Genomic DNA, 16,479 nt, shown 5'->3' on the forward strand with positions numbered 1-16,479 from the left:
GAAGTCACCGCTTCCTCACCTCAGCGCCTGACTGCCGGTCGTCCATGACGACACACCGTACTCGGTTAAGGGTAGCCTAACCAACCTCTCGGGCCGGGCAATTCGGATGAATACCCACCGCAATGATTACCTAACGTAGCGTCGCGATGTTGGCGGATTCGTCAAGCTTTCTGTCGGCAACTCGCTAGTAGCCCCTTGTGGACACTGGCTCCGGCGACACTGAAGGAGCCGTCGCGAAGGGGACATCCGTGATGACCACCTCGCCCATTGAACGGGCCGCAGATCAGTTCGTTACGGCGCTTGCGCAATGGCGGGTCGAGCGCGGAATGACCAAGAAGCAGCTTGCCGCGCGCATGGGCTTCGATCCCTCCTACGTCAGCCATGTCGAGGGACGGCGCCACAAGCCGACCGAGGACTTCGCCCGCCGGGCCGAGGCGGTGCTGGGTGCCGGCGGCGCCATCTGGCAGCGCTTCCAGGAGTACGACGAACTCCGCCACGCCCGCGGGACGACCCTGCACCGCGACCCGCCGGTGCCGGTGCAGTGGCTGCCCCCGGGTACCGGGCTGGTGGTCGAGCAGGAGGTCGCCGAGCTGGAGTACATCGGCGGCGCGTACCGGTGCCGGATCCGGCGGGCGCTCTACAACGCCGGTGTCGAGCCGGTGACCCGGTACCTCGTGAAGATCTCGGTCGACCGCTACCCGCACGACCCGGCCGGCTCAAACCGGCACCACCGGGAGAACCCGCTCACCTTCGAGGATCTGGACGTCGAGGCGGTGGCCGGCGAGGGCGGGGCGGCCGAGCCGATGCTCTGGCGGGTGAAGCTGGACCGGGACGCGGCCAAGGAGCTCTGGCTGCTCTTCGCGAACGAGCGCGGCCAGTTCCCCCTCTACCCCGGCGAGCGTACGACCATCGAGTACGCGTACACGGTCGGCGAGGAGAAGTGGGGCCAGTGGTTCCAGCGGGCCATGCGGCTGCCCACCCGGTCGCTGACCGTACGCCTGAACTTCCCGGAGCGCTTCGAGCCGGTCGTCTGGGGTGTCGAGGCCTCACTCGCCGCCGAGGTCCCGGTGCGCACCCCGGTCGAGCGCGGCACCCGGGAGGGCCGGGCGATCTTCGAGTGGTCCACCGACGCCCCGCTGCTGAACGCGCGCTACCGCCTGGAGTGGCGCTTCCGCGGCCCGGACGCCCCGAAGTACGACGAGGTCGGCCCGCCGGAGAACCTGGACCCGCCGCGCGCCTCGCACCGGATGCGCGGCATCGGCATAGTGCAACGCGGCTCCGACCTGCTCCGCCAGCGCGCCCGGCACTTCCAGCTGCCCCGGGAGGGTGCCGCGGCCCGCGCGGCGGTGACCCGGCTGCTCACCTCGCTCTCCCAGCTGGAGGACCTGCACGACTTCAGCAAGGGGGTGGGCCTGGCCGCCCCGCAGATCCGCCTGGCGGTGGCCGCCGCTGTGGTACGCCCACCCGAGCGCGACACCGAGCCGGTGGTGCTGCTCAACCCCCGGGTGGTCGGCGAGTCCACCGACTGCGACGAGCAGTACGAGGGCTGCCTGTCGTTCTTCGACTACCGGGGCCTGGTCGCCCGCCCGCTCCGGATCGACGTGGAGCACGCCCGGTTCGACGGGACGCGGGTGGTCACCCGGTTCGAGCGGGCGCTGGCCCGGCTGATCAGCCACGAGATCGACCATCTGGAGGGACGGCTCTACGTCGACCGGATGGAGGCGGACTCGAAGCTGGTCCCGGTCGCCCAGTACCAGCACACCGGGCGCCCGTGGGATTACTGATTTTTATTCATTGAAAGCGTCATATTTCACCCGAATCGACGGGACCTGCAGCTCGGCCAGCGTCTTCAGGGTGGCGCGGACCATCTGGCCCGTACCGGAGACGAAGAAGTCGTGCTCCTGCCAGGGGCCGTACCGGGCCACCACGTCCGAGATGTTGCCCTGCTCGCCGGGGAAGGTCGGGTCGTCGCTGCACGCGGTCACCACCGAGAGCCACGGGTAGCGGGCGGCGAGCCGGTTCAGGTCGGCCAGGTCGTACAGGTCCTCCCGGGTACGCGCACCGAAGAAGACGTGCACCCACCGGGTCCGGTTGTACCGGGTGAGCTCCTCCAGCAGCGACTTGATCGGGGCCAGACCGGTGCCACCGGCCACGAACACGGCGTCCCGGGTCGATCTTCGGTCCAGCGTCATCGTGCCCATCGGCGCGGCCAGTTTGATCATGTCGCCCACCCGGAGCTTGCGGACCAGGGCACTGGAGACCCAGCCCGCGCCGAGTGCGCGTACGTGGAAGTCCAGGGTGTTGTCCCGGCGGGGCGCGTTCGCCGGCGAGTAGGTGCGCCACAGCCTCGGCTGGTACCGGGTCGCCTCCAGGCTGAGGTACTGGCCGGCCCGGTACTCCAGCGGCTGCAGCGGCAGCACGGTGAAGACCGCGATGTCCGGTCCGCGCCGCTCGTGCGCCACCACCTCGGCGTACCAGTACGGCGGATTGGCGTCGGCGTCCGCCCCGGCGAGCATCTTCGACGCGATCACCGCGTACGCGTCCGCCCACGCCTGGTCGTACTCGACGCCCCACTCCTGACCCGCGTGCGCCCGCATGGCCTCGATCAACGCTCCGCCCACCACCTCGTAGTGCTCCGGGGTCACGTGGAACTTGCGATGATCGCGTCCCAGCGCCCGTAGGTATTCGTCGAACCGCTCCGGGTCCTCCAGGGTCTGCACCGCGGTCACGATCGCCCCGAGCAGGCGCGTGCGCTGCAGATCCATCTGCACCGGGAAGAGATCCCGGAGACCCGGATACGACAGGAAGATGCGCGCGTAGAAATAGCCTGCGACCTTGTCCTGATGCTCCTCGACGAGGCTCCAGCTCTCCTTGAGCAGACGTGCGAGGTCTCCCATGGATTCAGGGTGGTCAGCACAGTCAGGAACATGACGCACCAAAAGTGCGACTCGTCACCCGACCCGGCGCGTCGCTTGCCGAAATGGTCGATTTGTGCCTGGCTACAGTTACCCGCGTGACCCTCGAGAAGCAGCAGTCCACCCGATCGGTGTACGCCGTCGAAATCGCCGTCGTCCTGCTGCTGTCACTCGGCCAATCGGCGATCTACTCGATCGTCTCGCTCACCGCGAAGCTCACCGCCGGCAAGCCGCTCGCCGCGCAGACCGCCACGCTGAACGCCAGCGTCTCGCCCCGGCCGTACCTGGACCTGACGTACCAGATCCTGGGCATCTTCTTCGATCTGATCCCGGTGGCCCTCGCGCTCTACCTGCTCTGGCGGGATCACACCTCGCCGAGTCGCGAGCTCGGCATCGACTACCGCCGGCCCCGCTTCGATCTCGGCTGGGGATTCGGCCTGGCCGCCGGCATCGGGATTCCCGGACTGCTTCTCGTGTACGCGGCCCTGCGGCTGGGCATCAACGCGCAGATCGTGCCGAGCGCGCTGAACTCGTACTGGTGGACCGTGCCCGTCCTGATCCTCTCCGCGGTCCAGAACGCCGTACTCGAAGAGGTCGTGGTCGTCGGCTACCTGATCACCCGGCTGCGCGCGCTGAACCTCTCCCCGGTGTGGCTGATCGCCTGCTCGGCCGTGCTCCGCGGCTCGTACCACCTCTACCAGGGCTTCGGCGCCTTCGTCGGCAACGCGATCATGGGCGTCGTCTTCGCGCTCTTCTTCCTGCGGACGAGGCGGGTGATGCCGCTGATCGTGGCGCACAGCCTGCTCGACATCACCGCCTTCGTCGGCTACGCCCTGCTCCCGGACTCCCTGCTGACCTGGTTGAAGATCTCCGCGTAGTACCGGTTCGCACGCCGGGCCACCGACTCCGCCGCACTCCGCCCGGTCAGCGCCGCACCGAGCAGGCTGGCCCCGGGCAGGAAACGATCGGCCACCCGCAGCGCCGCCCAGGTCGCTCCCGGGACACGCCACCGCACACACTTCAGGATCTCCTCGGCCCGGCGCGGATCGGCCGGATCGAGACCGTAGGCCGCGGCCAGGTGCAACACCAGTTCCGCCTGGGTGAGCGCGGCCGTCACGCTCAGAGCGATTGCGGCGTACGGGCCGGAGACCGCACTCAGCACACTGCGGCGCTCCGCCGAGCGGGTGAAGGTCGCCGTCGCGAGCCGGGCCAGGGCCGGCCCCGTGGCCGTGGGGTAGGTGACCCGGATCCGGTCGGCCCAGCTCCGCGCCCGCGGGCCGAGAGCCGGGACGGCCGCACCGGCGAGGAGCTCCGGGGCGGAGCGGGGATCGGCCAGAATCCGCGGCCAGAGATCAGCGAGCAGCTGGTCGACGGCGAGGACCCCGCCCCCCGAAAGCCGAACCGGCTCGGTCTCCGGCTCGGCCTCGGTCTCCAGCGCCCGAACCTGCTGGACGGGAATCGCGGGCGACGGCGCAGCCTCAGCGGGTGGCACCACGGCCTCGACTGGCGGCACCACGGCCTTGGCGGGTGCCGCCTTCCGGGTCCGCTTGACCGGTTTCTCCGCTTTTTCTGCGGATTGCTCCTCTGCCGGCCTCGCCACGGCCTTCGCCCGCGTCGCCTTCTTCACCGGCGGGGTCGCCTTCGCGGGCTCGGCGGCCGTCGCGGGCTCGGCGGCCGTCGCGGGCTCGGCGGCCGTCGCGGGCTCGGCGGCCGTCGCGTCCAGCTGCTCCGCGGGCCTGGCCACGCGCGCTCGCGGTGCCCGCTTTGTGGGCGGGGCGGGCGGCACGGGCGGGGCCGGTGCTTCTGCGGGCTCGGGCGGCGTACCGGAAGGAGCCTTCAAAGAGTGACCTTCGGCACCCTGCCCGGTCGACGGCGGCTGGAAGGTCACGGCCGGGGGCGCTCCGCGGCGCTGCCCCGGCTCATCGGCATGCGGCTGCTCCGGCGCACTGAACGCGGCCTTCGGATCACGTGCCCGCGGCGTCTCGCGGCGCGGCTTGTCCTCCATCCGACGCAGCCTAGCCGCAACGGGCACGTTTCACCTGTTGGCGCCGCGTGCGGAAGATCCTGGGCGTGCCGGTTGGGTACCTCTTTGTGCAGCACTCGGGGTGTCCGGTAGTCTCAACCCTCGGTGGCCCTCAGGGGACACCGGGGAGACTTCGCCTAGTCTGGTCTATGGCGCCGCACTGCTAATGCGGTTTGGGTTAACCGCCCATCCCGGGTTCGAATCCCGGAGTCTCCGCGCGAAAGCCGGGTGTGTATGCTGGCTTAGCACCAAGAGAGAGCGCCCGTAGCTCAATGGATAGAGCATCTGACTACGGATCAGAAGGTTAGGGGTTCGAGTCCCTTCGGGCGCACTTAACGATCAAGGCCGTGACCTGCGATTATCGCGGTCACGGCCTTTTCGTTTCCCGTTTTCGGGCCGTGTTGTCCCATGATGTGGGCGCTGGGTGATCGGTGGGTGATCGCGTGTCGTTCGGATGTCGATCCATCGTGGAAATGCGCGCCCAGCCATGACTTATCAGCCGATGACCCTGGCCGTTCTGGCTGGCCGTCTTTCCCTTGAACCAGACGTGAAAGTCCGGTGGAAGCACGTGTGGGAGTTCTTCGAGGAGTTTCGCTGGGCTCCCGTCGAGGACCAGCCGGGCTTGCTTTCGGAGGAGCCGCCATCCACCGGCGACGCAGAGTGGGACGTGCTCCTGGCGGCGATGGCCGAGCACTTGGCCGCCGGGCTGGATCTGGCGCCGCCGTCGTGGTCGCGGGGCAGGGTACTGGTAACGCCGTGGTTCCCGTCGTCGCTGCGGTCGAAACGGATGGAAGCCTTGGTGTCGGCACCGGCCGCGTTCCGCAAACATGGGGTGTATCTGTCCGCGCGCGATCTTGAGGCGGCGTGAGCGACGATGGCCTGCTTGGGCGGGCCGACCTGGAGCGGGCGTTCGCGGCGCTCGGTGACCGGCTGGTCCGTCGAGGCGTGGTGGCGGATCTGTTCATCGTTGGTGGTGCGGCGATGGCGCTGGCCTACGACGCGCAGCGGGTGACCCGGGACGTGGATGCCGTCTTTGTGCCGCACGGTGTTGTGCTGGAGGAGGCCCGCAATGTGGCTGCCGCGTTGGGGCTGCCGCCGTGGTGGCTGAACGAGCAGGCCAGCACCTACGTCTCCACCCAGCACGACGCCGGCAAGCGTGAGGTCTTCGATCACCCGGGGATCCGGGTGATGGCGGCCTCGCCGGAGCATGTGTTCGCGATGAAGGCGTTCGCCGCTCGCACCCGCGATGAGGAAGACCTGCGATCACTCGCCGGGATCGTCGGCGTCACGACAATCGACGCGGCCCTGGAGTTGTGCCAGCGTTACTTCCCGGCTGAGGTACTGCCGGCGCGGTCGCAGGCGATGCTCGAGGACCTGTTCGAGGCGCGGTAGGTGCCCGGATCCCTAGCCTCCCAACGGACCCGGCGAACGGGGTCCCTTCGTCGAGCGTGCGGGACTTCCTGTGACGTCATGACGTGGTCGGCAGCGGGCGAGCTTTTGACGACCTGTTTCATGACGATGGTGGAGTTGATGCGCTGTACCCCGGGCAGCCGGACCAGCGTCGTGTCGTAGAGACCCTGGTACGCGGCGAGGTCGGCGGCGACGATACGCAGCAGGTAGTCGGGGTCGCCGAAAAGGCGTTGTGCCTGCACGACGTTAGGTACGGCGGACACCGCAGCATCGAAGTCGGCGAGGGTGTCCGGGCCGGCCTGTAGCAGGGACACGAAAGCCAGAACCTCGAAGCCGAGGCCGAGCGCGACGGCGTCGACCGCGGCGTGATACCCGCGGATGACGCCGTCGCGCTCCAGATCCCGCAGGCGTCGCTGGCAACGAGACACGCTCAGGCTGACCCGGTCGGCGAGTTCGGTGAGGGTCTGCCGGCCGTCCGCCTGCAGCAGGGCAAGTATTTTGCGGTCAATCGCGTCCATGTCTTCCATTTTTGCTCTAGGCGGCGGCTATATGGCAAAGAAGGCGAAATCATTGCTCGTTGATTCATATACCGTCATGACATGCCCGGTTTCGTTGATGATCTGGCCGCGAATCCGCTGACGCAGCTGAGCCTGGAACAGTTACGCACCCGGACGAGTATCAAGTGGACGACCCATCCGGCAGACGTTCTGCCGCTATGGGTTGCCGAGATGGACGTACTGCTGGCTCCGCCGGTTGCCGCCGCCGTGCATGCGGCCGTGACGGCCGGTGACACCGGCTATCCCAGCGGCCGGGCGTACGCCCGTGCGTTCGCGGCCTTCGCCGCGGACCGGTGGGACTGGCGCGATCTCGACATCGACCGAACGGCGGTCGTCCCGGACGTGATGGTGGGCATTGTGGAGACACTGCGGCTGGTCACTCGGCCGGGCGATGCCGTCGTGGTCTGCCCGCCGGTATATCCGCCGTTCTATGCCTTCGTCACCCACGGCGGCCGAACGGTGATCGAGGCTCCGCTCAGCCCTGCCGGCCGGCTTGACCTGGCCGCATTGCGGGAGGCGTTTGCTGCGGCGCAGAGGATCTCACGGCGGACGGTGCTGCTCTTGGCGAATCCGCACAATCCGACCGGTGCCGTGCACACCCGAAGCGAGCTCGCTGCCCTCGCCGCGCTGGCCCGGACGTTCGGCGTAAGGGTTGTCGCCGACGAGATCCACGCACCATTGGTCCTGGCGAGGGCGCAGTTCGTTCCCTACCTGACAGTGCCCGGCGCCGGGGACGCGTTCGCGCTGCACTCGGCTTCGAAGGGCTGGAATCTCGCCGGGCTGAAAGCGGCACTGCTGATCGCGGGGCCGGGCGCTGCCGACGACCTGAATCGGCTGCCGGAGGAGGTCGGTCACGGGCCGAGTCACGTGGGCGTCATCGCGCATACCGCCGCCTTCGAGCACGGCCAGGCATGGCTGGACGCGCTGCTGTGCGGTTTGGATGCGAACCGGGCGCTGCTGTCGGAGCTCGTTGCCGAGCAGCTTCCCGGGCTGTCCCTGATGTGGCCCGAGGCGACCTACCTCGGCTGGCTCGATTGTCGCGGTCTCGGCCTGCATGCGGTGCAGCAACCCGGACTACCGCTGGCGGTCACCGACATCGCCGGCCCGGCGAAGCTGTTCCTGGATCGTGGCCGGGTAGCACTGAGTTCAGGTCACGCCTACGGCACCGGCGGCGCCGGTTTCGTCCGGATCAACTTTGCCACCTCACCGGCGATCCTGCGCGACGCGGTCGGCCGTATGTCGGCCGCGCTGTCCAGCGCCTCCGCCGGCCGGGAACACTGACCCGCCTCCGGCGGCGGGGTCAGCCGGGCTCGGTAAGGGAGTTGAACAGCAGACTGGTCTGCGTGTCCCGGACGCCCGGCAGACCCCGAATGCGTTCCAGCACCAGGTCGAACTGTGACAGCGACACCGTTCGCACTGCGATGACGAGGTCCCAGGCGCCGACGGTGGAGTAAAGGTTCTCAACCTCCGGGTAGCCCCGCACGGCCCGAACCACGTCGCGGCCGCGGTTCGGCTCGATCTTCACGGTGGTCAGGCCTCGGACGGCATCGCGGTCGACGTCGTTGCTCAGGCGAACCGTGAACGCTTCGATCACCCCTGTCTCGCGCAACCGCTCGATCCGGGCGGTCACCGTCGACCGATTCACGTCGAGTTCCCGGGCCAGCACCGCGACCGGTGTGCGACTGTCATGCCGCAACAACGACAGGAGCCGGTGATCGAGGTCATCAATCATGCACATCGCCTCCCGAGAGCCAACAATCTGCTGTTCGGACCAGCTTACTTTGCTCCTTATGCACATTGATTGACCACTTTGCCGGATCATAGCGTCAAGACATGACCGTCACTCGTACCACCGCCGTCACGCACTTCGCCGGCCGCGCCGGCGACCACAACGACCGAGCCATGCGTGCCTCGGGCCTGCTGGCCGCCGACCTCGCCACCCGGACAGGACAGAAGCCGATCGTCGTCGGCTCACCACAGCCGGCCCTCAATGCGAAATGGGACGCCGAGCTTTCCGCGGCGCGGCAGGACCTGCGGGCCATGGCGGAACACTTCGACGCTCTGATGCGCTCCGGAGCCTTCCCGATCACCGCGCTGAGCCGCTGCGCGGTGGCACTGGCCACCCTCCCGGCAGTGGCCCGGCACCGCCCGGACGCGGTGGTCGTCTGGTTCGACGCGCACGCTGACCTCAACACCCCGCAGAGCAGCGGCACCGGCTACCTCGGCGGCCTGGCGCTCAGCGGGCCTCTCGGGATGTGGGACTCCGGGTTCGGGGCCGGACTGACGCCCGAGAACACCATCCTGTGCGGCACCCGTGACATCGACCCGCCCGAACAGCGCCTGATCGACGAGGGCGTGATCACCCTGGTCGGGCCTGGCCCCGATTTGGCAGCACGCCTGCGCAGTGCGATCGCCGGACGCCCGGTGTACGTACACATCGACTGCGACGTCCTCGAGCCCGGCATCGTGCCCACCGACTACCGGGTTCCCGGTGGCCTCGGTCTCGATGACTTGCATGACGCCGCCCTCGCCATGAGCGCCTCTGAGATCGTCGGCATCGAGATCGGTGAGCTCGAGGACGCGCCCGGCGTTCGCACCGCCCCCGTCGTCGATACCCTGCTGCCGGTGCTCATCAGTGGCAGGGCATGAACGCGGCACCGGTGGCCGACACGGCAGCCCTTCCTTCCGTCCGTCAGCACCCGGCCATGGGGATCGCGACGGCCACCCGAGATCGAAATCGGTGGAAACCGTACGATTCGCGTGCGATGGTCAGGCTGTCGGTACGTACCGTTCCTTGACCAAGCGGAAACTGCGGGCTGATCGGGCGTCAGGTGCGGAAGCGGAAGAGCCCGTCGAGCAGCAGAGCGAGGCCGAACTCGAACTCGCTCTCGTGGTCCATCCTGGCCAGGTAGGGAGCTGCCGCGGCAGTGGCGGGCAGGCCGGTGGCCTCGAGCTCACCCTGCCGCCTCGCCACGTTCGGCTCGCCCAGGACGCCGACGGTGGGGGCCACGTTGACCTCGCGCAGCAGAGTGCCGATGGTGAAGGCGAGCGTCGCCCGCAGCGCGTGAACGGCTCGCTGCGGTGACAGTCCAGCGGCGAGCATCGGCCCGACGACCGCCTCGATGGGGCGCAGGATCACCTCGGGCGGCAGCTGACGGGTCAGCACGATCGGGGCTGCCGTGGGATGCAGCAGCATCGCCGCGCGAAAGCTCCGGGCCAGGGCTTCCAGGGAGACCCGTGGCTCCAAGCCTTCCTCCGGGTATTCGATCTTCGCGAGCAGCAGGCCGGCCACTCCTTTGAGTAGGTCGTCCTTGTCTTGGACGTGGTTGTACAGGCTCATCGGATTGACGCCGAGCCGGGTGGCGACCTGACGCATGCTGACTGCTTCGAGGCCCTTCTCGTCGATGAGCGCGAGCGCTTCGGTGAGCACCCGGTGCAGCGACAGTGTCTCGGCACCCGCTGGTGGGCGCCCGCGGCGTGCGGCAGTCATGCGGCCATCCTCTCCGATCAGCCATAAATCTACGCCGTCGGTATCTTGCGGCGCTAAATATATACGCCGTATGTTTTTAACCGCCACGAAACATCTGCTGAAGGGCTTCCCGTGTCCGTACTCGCGTTCCTCGCCACCCTGCCGGCCGCCTTCGACCCCGTCGCCGCCGACGGCGTGACCGGCACCGTGCAACTGCAGGTCTCCACCCCGGTCACCGTCGTGCTCGGCAAAGGCACGGTTACCGTTCAGGAAGGGATCGCCGACGACCCCGACGTCACCCTCACCGCCGATGACGACGATCTGATCGCCGTGCTGCGCGGCGAGCTCGACGGCGTCCAGGCCTTCCTCGCCGGCCGGCTCTCCGTCGAGGGCGACCTCCAGCTCGCCAAGGACATGCCCACCTTCTTCGACAAGGCGCGACTCGGATGAGCCGCATCTTCGGCGCGGTCCGGCAGAACGGCTACGTGGTCCGCGACATCCACACCGCCATGCACCACTGGGCCGGCACGCTCGGCGTCGGCCCCTGGTTCTTCTTCGACGACATGGCACTCGGCGACTTCCGGTACCGCGGCGAACCGTCGGACGCCCGAATCAGCGTCGCCCTAGCCAACAGTGGCGACCTGCAGATCGAGCTGATCCAGCCGACCAACGACGCACCCTCGATGTACCGGGACTTCCTCGCCGCCGGACACGAGGGACTGCAGCACATGAGCTACTGGACCGAGGACTTCGCCGACCTCTACGCCACCGCGATCGACCTCGGCTACGTCGTCGGGCACGAGGGCACCACCGGCGGCCCTCACGGCCGGTTCGCCTACTTCCAGACCGAGGCGCACCCCGGCACCGTCGTGGAGATCTCCGACGTCAGCGGCCCGAAGAAAGCCGTCTTCGACTTCATCCGCAAATCCTCGGCTGGCTGGGACGGCACGAAGCCCATCCGCAACATGTGACGAAGGAACGCCCGTGAGCACACCCGCCATCCCCCTGCGCACCGACGACCAGCTCACCGAACGGGAACGCAAACTGCTGCGCGGCGTCCCGGACGCCAACATCTTCCGCGCCGTCGCCAACGCCCCGGCCAGCCTCAAACCGTTCCTCGAACTGGCCGGGTCGGTGCTGCTGCAGAGCACCTTCGACCGCCGCCTGCGCGAGCTCGCGATCCTGCGCGTCGCTACGGTCACCGGCTCCACCTACGAGCGCGAGCAGCACGAGCGCATCGGCCGCCTGGCCGGCCTCACCGACGACGAGATCGACCGGGTCCGCGCCGCGGGAGCACCGGAGGGCTTCGATCCGGAGGCGAGCCTGGTCCTGGCGGTTGCCGAGGACATCACCCGCAACGTCCGGCTCCGCGACGACCTCCTCCATGACCTGATTCAGCGGTACGACGTCCGTAAAGCCACCGAGCTGATCCTCTGCGTCAGCTACTTCAACCTCGTCAGCCGGTTCCTGGAGTCGGCGCGAGTCCCCCTCGAGGACCGTCCGATCCTCTGACGCCCGCGGAGCAGGCCAATGACCACCGAAGTCTTCGACATACTGATCATCGGGGCCGGCCTGTCCGGCATCGGTGTTGCGGCGTCCCTGCGCCGCGACCGGCCCCGCACCACGATCGCGATCCTGGAGAGCCGGGCAGCCATTGGGGGCACCTGGGACCTGTTCCGCTACCCCGGCATCCGCTCCGACTCCGACCTCTACACCTTCGCCTACGAATTCAAGCCCTGGCTCGACAAGCGGGCCATCGCCCCCGCCTCGTCAATCCTCGACTACCTCAAAGACACCATCATCGAGTACGACCTGAGCGGCTCGATCCACCTCGACCATCACGTCCGCAACGCCTCGTGGTCCACCGCCGACCGGCACTGGACGGTCACGGCCGACACCGGCGAGAGCAGCACCGAGTTCCGATCCCGCTGGCTGTTCATCGCAACCGGCTACTACGACTACACCGCCGGCTACACCCCCGACCTGCCAGGCGTGGAGACGTTCGGTGGCCAGGTCGTACACCCGCAAGCCTGGCCTGAAGACCTTGACCCCACCGGGCGTGACATCGTGGTGATCGGCAGCGGCGCCACCGCCGTGACCCTCGTGCCCGCGCTGGCGCCGGACGCCGCCCACGTGACCATGTTGCAGCGCACCCCCACCTACATCCTGCCGTTGCCGTCCGGCGATCCCATCGCCGACCTCGGCAAACGGATCCTCGGCCCGCGCCGTGGGCACGCGTTCGCCCGCTGGAAGAACCTCGTTCAGAACCGCGCGGTCTACCAGCTGTCCCGCCGCTTTCCACAGGCGGTCCGCAAGGTCATCCGAGCGATCACGGTGCGCAGCCTGCCCGCCGGATATCCGGTCGACGTGCATTTCAACCCGCCCTACGACCCGTGGGACCAGCGGCTCTGCCTGGTCCCGGACGGCGACCTGTTCAAAGCCATCAGCAACGGGTCAGCCTCGGTGGTCACCGACCGGATCGCCACGTTCACCCCGGGCGGGATCCGGCTGGAGTCCGGCGCGGAACTCGCCGCCGACATCGTCGTCACCGCGACCGGGCTGAACCTGCTGCCCCTCGGCGGCATCAGGCTCACCGTCGACGGCCGGCCGATCGACATCACCGAGCGGGTCGCTTTCCGCGGCATGCTGCTCAGCGGACTACCCAACACCGCGTTCGCCATCGGCTACACCACCATCTCCTGGACCCTGAAGATCGGTCTCGTCGCACAGCATCTCGCCCGCCTCATGGACGAGATGGACACCCACGGCTTCGACATGGTCGTACCGGAACTGCCCGACGGCGACTTCCCGACCCGGCCACTGCTCGACTTCGAGGCCGGCTACATCCAGCGGGCGATCAGCCGACTACCGAAACAGGGCATGGCGGCCCCCTGGTTGATGCCGATGGACTACCGCACCGACGCGAAGACCTTCCGCCACGGCACCATCCGCGACCGGCACCTCCGGTTCGAACCCACCTCCGACACACAGCGACAGCATCCTGGCGGCAAGCCGGAAACGGCGGCGCCTTCCGATTGACCAGCGCCGAACCCGCGGCGACGCCCCGGGCGCCGGCCGGCTGTTCCGTTGAACCTCCACCAGGGAGGCGTAATTGGCCTTTGCCGATTAAATGGGCGTCGTCATGGATGCGAGCTGCGTGCCATCGGGCCCCAGCTCGCCTGTTCCACCCACTCATCGAGTGCCTGACTCGACGCCATCGCCGATAGGTGGCTGCCCCGCATGTCCCCGCGCGACCACGAGGCCGGGGTTGGTGCGCCATCGTAATCTGTGATCCCGCAATCTGGAACACGGCCTTGATGGGCTTTGAATGCTCTCAAATAGGGTGCAATGGTAGGTCGTCAGTGGTGATCGACATGACGCTGAGCTCTTCTGATTGCGGCGCTGTCTAGTTGAGTCGGCCTGGAGCGCGGTGCCGCGTTGCCGCTGGTCCGTTTCTCCAGGCCGCTCGCCGAACCCGCCGTGCGCGTTTCCGCGCAACGGGCTCTCCACGGTTGCTGTCGTCAGGCGTTGTCGGGTGTAGGCCAGGGGTTGGGGATCGTGCGTTGCCGGTAGCGGGTCACCGGGGTGGCCGCGATCGGCTGGTGCGCGGTCCCGTCCGCGGTGATGGGCAGCCACCGGCCGGTCGGCGTGGTGAACTGCTTACGGACGGCCTTCCAGTTCCAGCGGTGCCGGTGCATGAGCATCGTGATCAACCGCCGCCAGGCGAACCGGTCCAGGGTGTGGAAGGTGTGCTTGGCGACGGCGTGCCGGAAGTAGTTGGCCCAGCCGTGCGTGACCTGGTTGAGCCTGGTCAGCACGGATCTCAGGTCCTGCTGTGATGTCCTGCGGGTCAGTGCTCGGATCTTCGCCTTCAGCGACCGGATCGGCCGGGCGGCGATGAACGTGTACACATGCCACCGGTTCGAGCCTCGCTTGCGCTGCCACTGGATGTGGAAGCCGAGGAAGTCGAACCCGTCGCTGAGGTGCACGATCCGCGTCTTGGCCGGCGACAGGCGCAGACCCAGCGGAGCGAGCACGGCGGCGACGTCCTCGCGCAGCGCGGTCGTGTGGTCCTGGGTTCCGTGGACCAGGACCACGAAGTCGTCGGCGTAACGGACCGGCCGCCACGTCGGCAACCCACGGCTGCGCCGGTAGTTACGGCGTCCGCTGGTCGACATCGTCCCGCCCGGTTTCCACGGCGCCGTCAGATGCTCGTCGAGCACCGACAACGCGATGTTGGCCAGCAGCGGCGACAGGATGCCGCCCTGCGGCGTGCCGGTGTGCGTGTTCCGCCGGTCACCGAGTTCGGTGAGGATCCCAGCTTTGAGGAACGATCTCACCAGCGCCAGCACGCGTTTGTCGGTCACCCTGGCTCGGACGCGGTCCATCAACGCGGTGTGGTCGATGGAGCCGAAGCACGCTTCGATGTCCGCGTCGAGCACCCACCGGTACCCGTTGGTGCCGTATTGGTGGATGTCGGCGATCGCGTCCTGGGCCCGCCGCTTGGGCCGGAACCCGTAGGAGACCGACTCGAAACCGGCCTCGAAGATCGGTTCCAGCACCAGCTTCAACGCCGCCTGCACGACCCGGTCCGCCACGGTCGGAATACCGAGCTTGCGGACCTTGCCCGACCCGCCGGGTTTCGGGATCTTGCGTTCCCGCACCGGCAGCGGCCGGAACGTGCCCGCCTTCAACTGGGCACGCAGGTCGGTCAGGAACCCGGGAACCCCGATCGACTCCTCGACGTCGGCGGCGGTCAGGCCGTCGACGCCGGGAGTGCGGGCTCCCCGGTTACCGGCGACCCGGTCGAACGCCATGATCAGCGTCGCCGGGTCATGCACGAGGTTGAACAGGTCATCACACCGGCGGCCGGGATCGGCCGCCGCCCAACGATGAAGTTTGGCCTGCATCTCCGCTACCCGATCAACCGGACTCACGTCCAGTCGGGCGTCGCCGTTCGGCGGCGCGTCTTGCGGCATTACAGCATCCATCCCTTCGCGTAACCGCTGCCGCCCTTCCCCATGCACCGGGCTTTCCCCGGCTCGGAGTACTACGGCGGCTCCGCCCCACCCGACCCGTATCGGCGGTCGGTGCGCCTATCCCGGACCGGCCCGCAGGATGCGGACGGTCCGGGAGTCGTGGCCGGGTGGTTCCCGTGTTCACTGCTGTTCGTTCGTCGAAGGAGGAGCCCGACTTTGCCCCTGACGGCCCTCGCGATGGGTACGCCGCAGGCCTTCCCCACCGCCTCCCGGACCAGCAATCCAATCCAGCCCAGAAGCTCCCCGAGACCTCGGGGAATCACCGTCGTCCGGCCCTGATCCACCAGGTTCGAGCCGGTAACCCATTAAGGGACGTAATAACGCCGGTTCCTCGCGTACTCCTCTTCGTCTCGCTCGCCGGACCCGCACCATCTGGCAGTGCTGGCACGCCCCGGCTTTGTCAGGGCCGCTTCCCACCCACTCCGGCACCACCCGGACCAGGCTGCCCTCAGCTACGCCCACCTGCTGCGACAGGAAGACGGTGGCGGTCTTTCACCTCCACTCGAACAACAGCGCCTCACGGCGCACCAGATCAGAAGGTTAGGGGTTCGAGTCCCTTCGGGCGCACTTAACGATCAAAGCCGTGACCTGCGATTATCGAGGTCACAGCCCTTTCGTTTCCCATTTTCGGGCCGTGTTGTCCCATGATATGGGCGCCGGTGATCGGTGGGTGATCGCGTGTCGTTCGGATGTCGATCCATCGTGGAAATGCGCGCCCAGCCATGACTTATCAGCCGATGACCCTGGCCGTTCTCGCCGATCGTCTTTCCCGTGAGACGGACGTTAAGGTCCGCTGGAAGCAGGTGTGGGAGTTCTTCGAGGAGTTCCGGTGGGCTTCTGCCGAGGATCAGCCGGGGTTGCTTGTAGAGGAGCCGTCGTCCACTGGTGTCGAGGAGTGGGGTCACCGGTCGTGGCTGGGCGGCCCTCGCCGAGGACGGCACGCTCGATGGGCGGATCTTCTTCCACCTCGGCGATGACTCGGGCTTCCACGCGGTCCGCGCGCAGCTCAAGCCGACCAGCACCCGTTCCCAGGTAGGAGATTCTGAGTAGGGCTGACGCGATGGTG

Annotated in this window: 17 protein-coding genes and 2 tRNA genes; 13 read left to right on the forward strand and 6 right to left on the reverse strand. The window is 68.0% G+C overall.

Annotated elements, in window-relative coordinates:
• Nucleotides 1-251 precede the first annotated feature (251 nt).
• A complete protein-coding gene (locus tag AB0M08_RS00960) occupies nt 252-1,784 on the forward strand; it encodes a peptide deformylase (protein ID WP_364486297.1) in 1,533 nt (510 codons plus the stop codon).
• A gap of 3 nt (nt 1,785-1,787) precedes the next feature.
• Here AB0M08_RS00960 and AB0M08_RS00965 read toward each other — a convergent pair whose 3' ends face one another.
• A complete protein-coding gene (locus AB0M08_RS00965) occupies nt 1,788-2,897 on the reverse strand; it encodes a globin domain-containing protein (RefSeq protein ID WP_364486300.1) in 1,110 nt (369 codons plus the stop codon).
• A gap of 83 nt (nt 2,898-2,980) precedes the next feature.
• Here AB0M08_RS00965 and AB0M08_RS00970 point away from each other — a divergent pair, with 83 nt between their 5' ends.
• Nucleotides 2,981-3,793, forward strand: coding sequence for a CPBP family intramembrane glutamic endopeptidase (locus tag AB0M08_RS00970; RefSeq protein WP_364486303.1), 813 nt, complete (start codon nt 2,981-2,983; stop codon nt 3,791-3,793).
• On the opposite strand, the gene AB0M08_RS00975 is transcribed toward AB0M08_RS00970, so the two are convergent.
• Nucleotides 3,742-4,659, reverse strand: coding sequence for a hypothetical protein (locus AB0M08_RS00975; protein ID WP_364486306.1), 918 nt, complete (start codon nt 4,657-4,659; stop codon nt 3,742-3,744). The genes AB0M08_RS00970 and AB0M08_RS00975 overlap by 52 nt on opposite strands.
• A gap of 405 nt (nt 4,660-5,064) precedes the next feature.
• Between AB0M08_RS00975 and AB0M08_RS00980 the strand changes: the two genes are divergently transcribed.
• From AB0M08_RS00980 to AB0M08_RS00995, 4 genes are all read left to right on the forward strand, one after another.
• Nucleotides 5,065-5,154, forward strand: a tRNA-Ser gene (locus tag AB0M08_RS00980).
• 42 nt (nt 5,155-5,196) lie between these two features.
• Nucleotides 5,197-5,269: transfer RNA gene (locus AB0M08_RS00985), tRNA-Arg, on the forward strand.
• A gap of 156 nt (nt 5,270-5,425) precedes the next feature.
• Nucleotides 5,426-5,806 (forward strand): hypothetical protein, encoded by a 381-nt coding sequence (locus AB0M08_RS00990; protein WP_364486309.1) that lies wholly within the window; start codon nt 5,426-5,428, stop codon nt 5,804-5,806.
• Nucleotides 5,803-6,330 (forward strand): DUF6036 family nucleotidyltransferase, encoded by a 528-nt coding sequence (locus AB0M08_RS00995; RefSeq protein WP_364486312.1) that lies wholly within the window; start codon nt 5,803-5,805, stop codon nt 6,328-6,330. Before AB0M08_RS00990 ends, AB0M08_RS00995 begins: the two co-directional genes overlap by 4 nt.
• Here the strand turns inward: AB0M08_RS00995 and AB0M08_RS01000 are convergent.
• Nucleotides 6,261-6,866, reverse strand: a complete 606-nt coding sequence (locus AB0M08_RS01000) for an Lrp/AsnC family transcriptional regulator (protein WP_364486315.1) — start codon at nt 6,864-6,866, stop codon at nt 6,261-6,263. The two genes, AB0M08_RS00995 and AB0M08_RS01000, sit on opposite strands and share 70 nt — an antisense overlap.
• Nucleotides 6,867-6,947: 81 nt before the next feature.
• Between AB0M08_RS01000 and AB0M08_RS01005 the strand changes: the two genes are divergently transcribed.
• Entirely contained in the window at nt 6,948-8,186 is a 1,239-nt protein-coding gene (locus tag AB0M08_RS01005) for an aminotransferase class I/II-fold pyridoxal phosphate-dependent enzyme (protein WP_364486318.1), read from the forward strand.
• Nucleotides 8,187-8,205: 19 nt separating this feature from the next.
• On the opposite strand, the gene AB0M08_RS01010 is transcribed toward AB0M08_RS01005, so the two are convergent.
• Nucleotides 8,206-8,637 (reverse strand): Lrp/AsnC family transcriptional regulator, encoded by a 432-nt coding sequence (locus AB0M08_RS01010; protein ID WP_364486321.1) that lies wholly within the window; start codon nt 8,635-8,637, stop codon nt 8,206-8,208.
• Between the two features lie 101 nt (nt 8,638-8,738).
• Between AB0M08_RS01010 and AB0M08_RS01015 the strand changes: the two genes are divergently transcribed.
• Entirely contained in the window at nt 8,739-9,554 is an 816-nt protein-coding gene (locus AB0M08_RS01015; protein ID WP_364486324.1) for an arginase family protein, read from the forward strand.
• 178 nt (nt 9,555-9,732) lie between these two features.
• Here the strand turns inward: AB0M08_RS01015 and AB0M08_RS01020 are convergent, their stop codons facing one another.
• Nucleotides 9,733-10,395, reverse strand: coding sequence for a TetR/AcrR family transcriptional regulator C-terminal domain-containing protein (locus AB0M08_RS01020; protein WP_364486327.1), 663 nt, complete (start codon nt 10,393-10,395; stop codon nt 9,733-9,735).
• Nucleotides 10,396-10,506: 111 nt separating this feature from the next.
• Between AB0M08_RS01020 and AB0M08_RS01025 the strand changes: the two genes are divergently transcribed.
• Genes AB0M08_RS01025 through AB0M08_RS01040 form a run of 4 tightly spaced genes read left to right on the forward strand, consistent with a single transcriptional unit; the run spans nt 10,507 to nt 13,413 of the window.
• The gene (locus AB0M08_RS01025; protein WP_364486330.1) at nt 10,507-10,824 is read left to right on the forward strand and encodes an SCP2 sterol-binding domain-containing protein; all 318 of its coding nucleotides are present in this window, start codon (nt 10,507-10,509) and stop codon (nt 10,822-10,824) included.
• The gene (locus tag AB0M08_RS01030; protein ID WP_364486333.1) at nt 10,821-11,345 is read left to right on the forward strand and encodes a VOC family protein; all 525 of its coding nucleotides are present in this window, start codon (nt 10,821-10,823) and stop codon (nt 11,343-11,345) included. Before AB0M08_RS01025 ends, AB0M08_RS01030 begins: the two co-directional genes overlap by 4 nt.
• A gap of 13 nt (nt 11,346-11,358) precedes the next feature.
• Complete coding sequence (locus tag AB0M08_RS01035) at nt 11,359-11,886, forward strand: carboxymuconolactone decarboxylase family protein (RefSeq protein ID WP_364486336.1); 528 nt, start codon at nt 11,359-11,361, stop codon at nt 11,884-11,886.
• An 18-nt stretch (nt 11,887-11,904) separates the two neighbouring features.
• Nucleotides 11,905-13,413 (forward strand): NAD(P)/FAD-dependent oxidoreductase, encoded by a 1,509-nt coding sequence (locus tag AB0M08_RS01040; protein ID WP_364486339.1) that lies wholly within the window; start codon nt 11,905-11,907, stop codon nt 13,411-13,413.
• A gap of 482 nt (nt 13,414-13,895) precedes the next feature.
• Here the strand turns inward: AB0M08_RS01040 and ltrA are convergent, their stop codons facing one another.
• The gene (gene ltrA / locus AB0M08_RS01045; protein ID WP_364486342.1) at nt 13,896-15,353 is read right to left on the reverse strand and encodes a group II intron reverse transcriptase/maturase; all 1,458 of its coding nucleotides are present in this window, start codon (nt 15,351-15,353) and stop codon (nt 13,896-13,898) included.
• A gap of 945 nt (nt 15,354-16,298) precedes the next feature.
• Between ltrA and AB0M08_RS01050 the strand changes: the two genes are divergently transcribed.
• On the forward strand, nt 16,299-16,463 hold the full coding sequence (locus AB0M08_RS01050) for a hypothetical protein (protein WP_364486345.1): 165 nt from the start codon (nt 16,299-16,301) through the stop codon (nt 16,461-16,463).
• Nucleotides 16,464-16,479 lie beyond the last annotated feature (16 nt).

The sequence above is a fragment of the Actinoplanes sp. NPDC051851 genome (assembly GCF_040681165.1).
Taxonomy (GTDB): Bacteria; Actinomycetota; Actinomycetes; order Mycobacteriales; family Micromonosporaceae; genus Actinoplanes.

Coding starts and splice junctions, on each gene's coding strand:
- AB0M08_RS01040 (WP_364486339.1), top strand. CDS start 11,905: ATGACCACCGAAGTCTTCGACATACTGATCATCGGGGCCGGCCTGTCC.
- AB0M08_RS01010 (WP_364486321.1), bottom strand. CDS start 8,637: ATGATTGATGACCTCGATCACCGGCTCCTGTCGTTGTTGCGGCATGAC.
- AB0M08_RS00965 (WP_364486300.1), bottom strand. CDS start 2,897: ATGGGAGACCTCGCACGTCTGCTCAAGGAGAGCTGGAGCCTCGTCGAG.
- AB0M08_RS01015 (WP_364486324.1), top strand. CDS start 8,739: ATGACCGTCACTCGTACCACCGCCGTCACGCACTTCGCCGGCCGCGCC.
- AB0M08_RS01005 (WP_364486318.1), top strand. CDS start 6,948: ATGCCCGGTTTCGTTGATGATCTGGCCGCGAATCCGCTGACGCAGCTG.
- AB0M08_RS00990 (WP_364486309.1), top strand. CDS start 5,426: ATGACTTATCAGCCGATGACCCTGGCCGTTCTGGCTGGCCGTCTTTCC.
- ltrA (WP_364486342.1), bottom strand. CDS start 15,353: ATGCCGCAAGACGCGCCGCCGAACGGCGACGCCCGACTGGACGTGAGT.
- AB0M08_RS00960 (WP_364486297.1), top strand. CDS start 252: ATGACCACCTCGCCCATTGAACGGGCCGCAGATCAGTTCGTTACGGCG.
- AB0M08_RS01020 (WP_364486327.1), bottom strand. CDS start 10,395: ATGACTGCCGCACGCCGCGGGCGCCCACCAGCGGGTGCCGAGACACTG.
- AB0M08_RS01000 (WP_364486315.1), bottom strand. CDS start 6,866: ATGGACGCGATTGACCGCAAAATACTTGCCCTGCTGCAGGCGGACGGC.
- AB0M08_RS00970 (WP_364486303.1), top strand. CDS start 2,981: ATGGTCGATTTGTGCCTGGCTACAGTTACCCGCGTGACCCTCGAGAAG.
- AB0M08_RS01030 (WP_364486333.1), top strand. CDS start 10,821: ATGAGCCGCATCTTCGGCGCGGTCCGGCAGAACGGCTACGTGGTCCGC.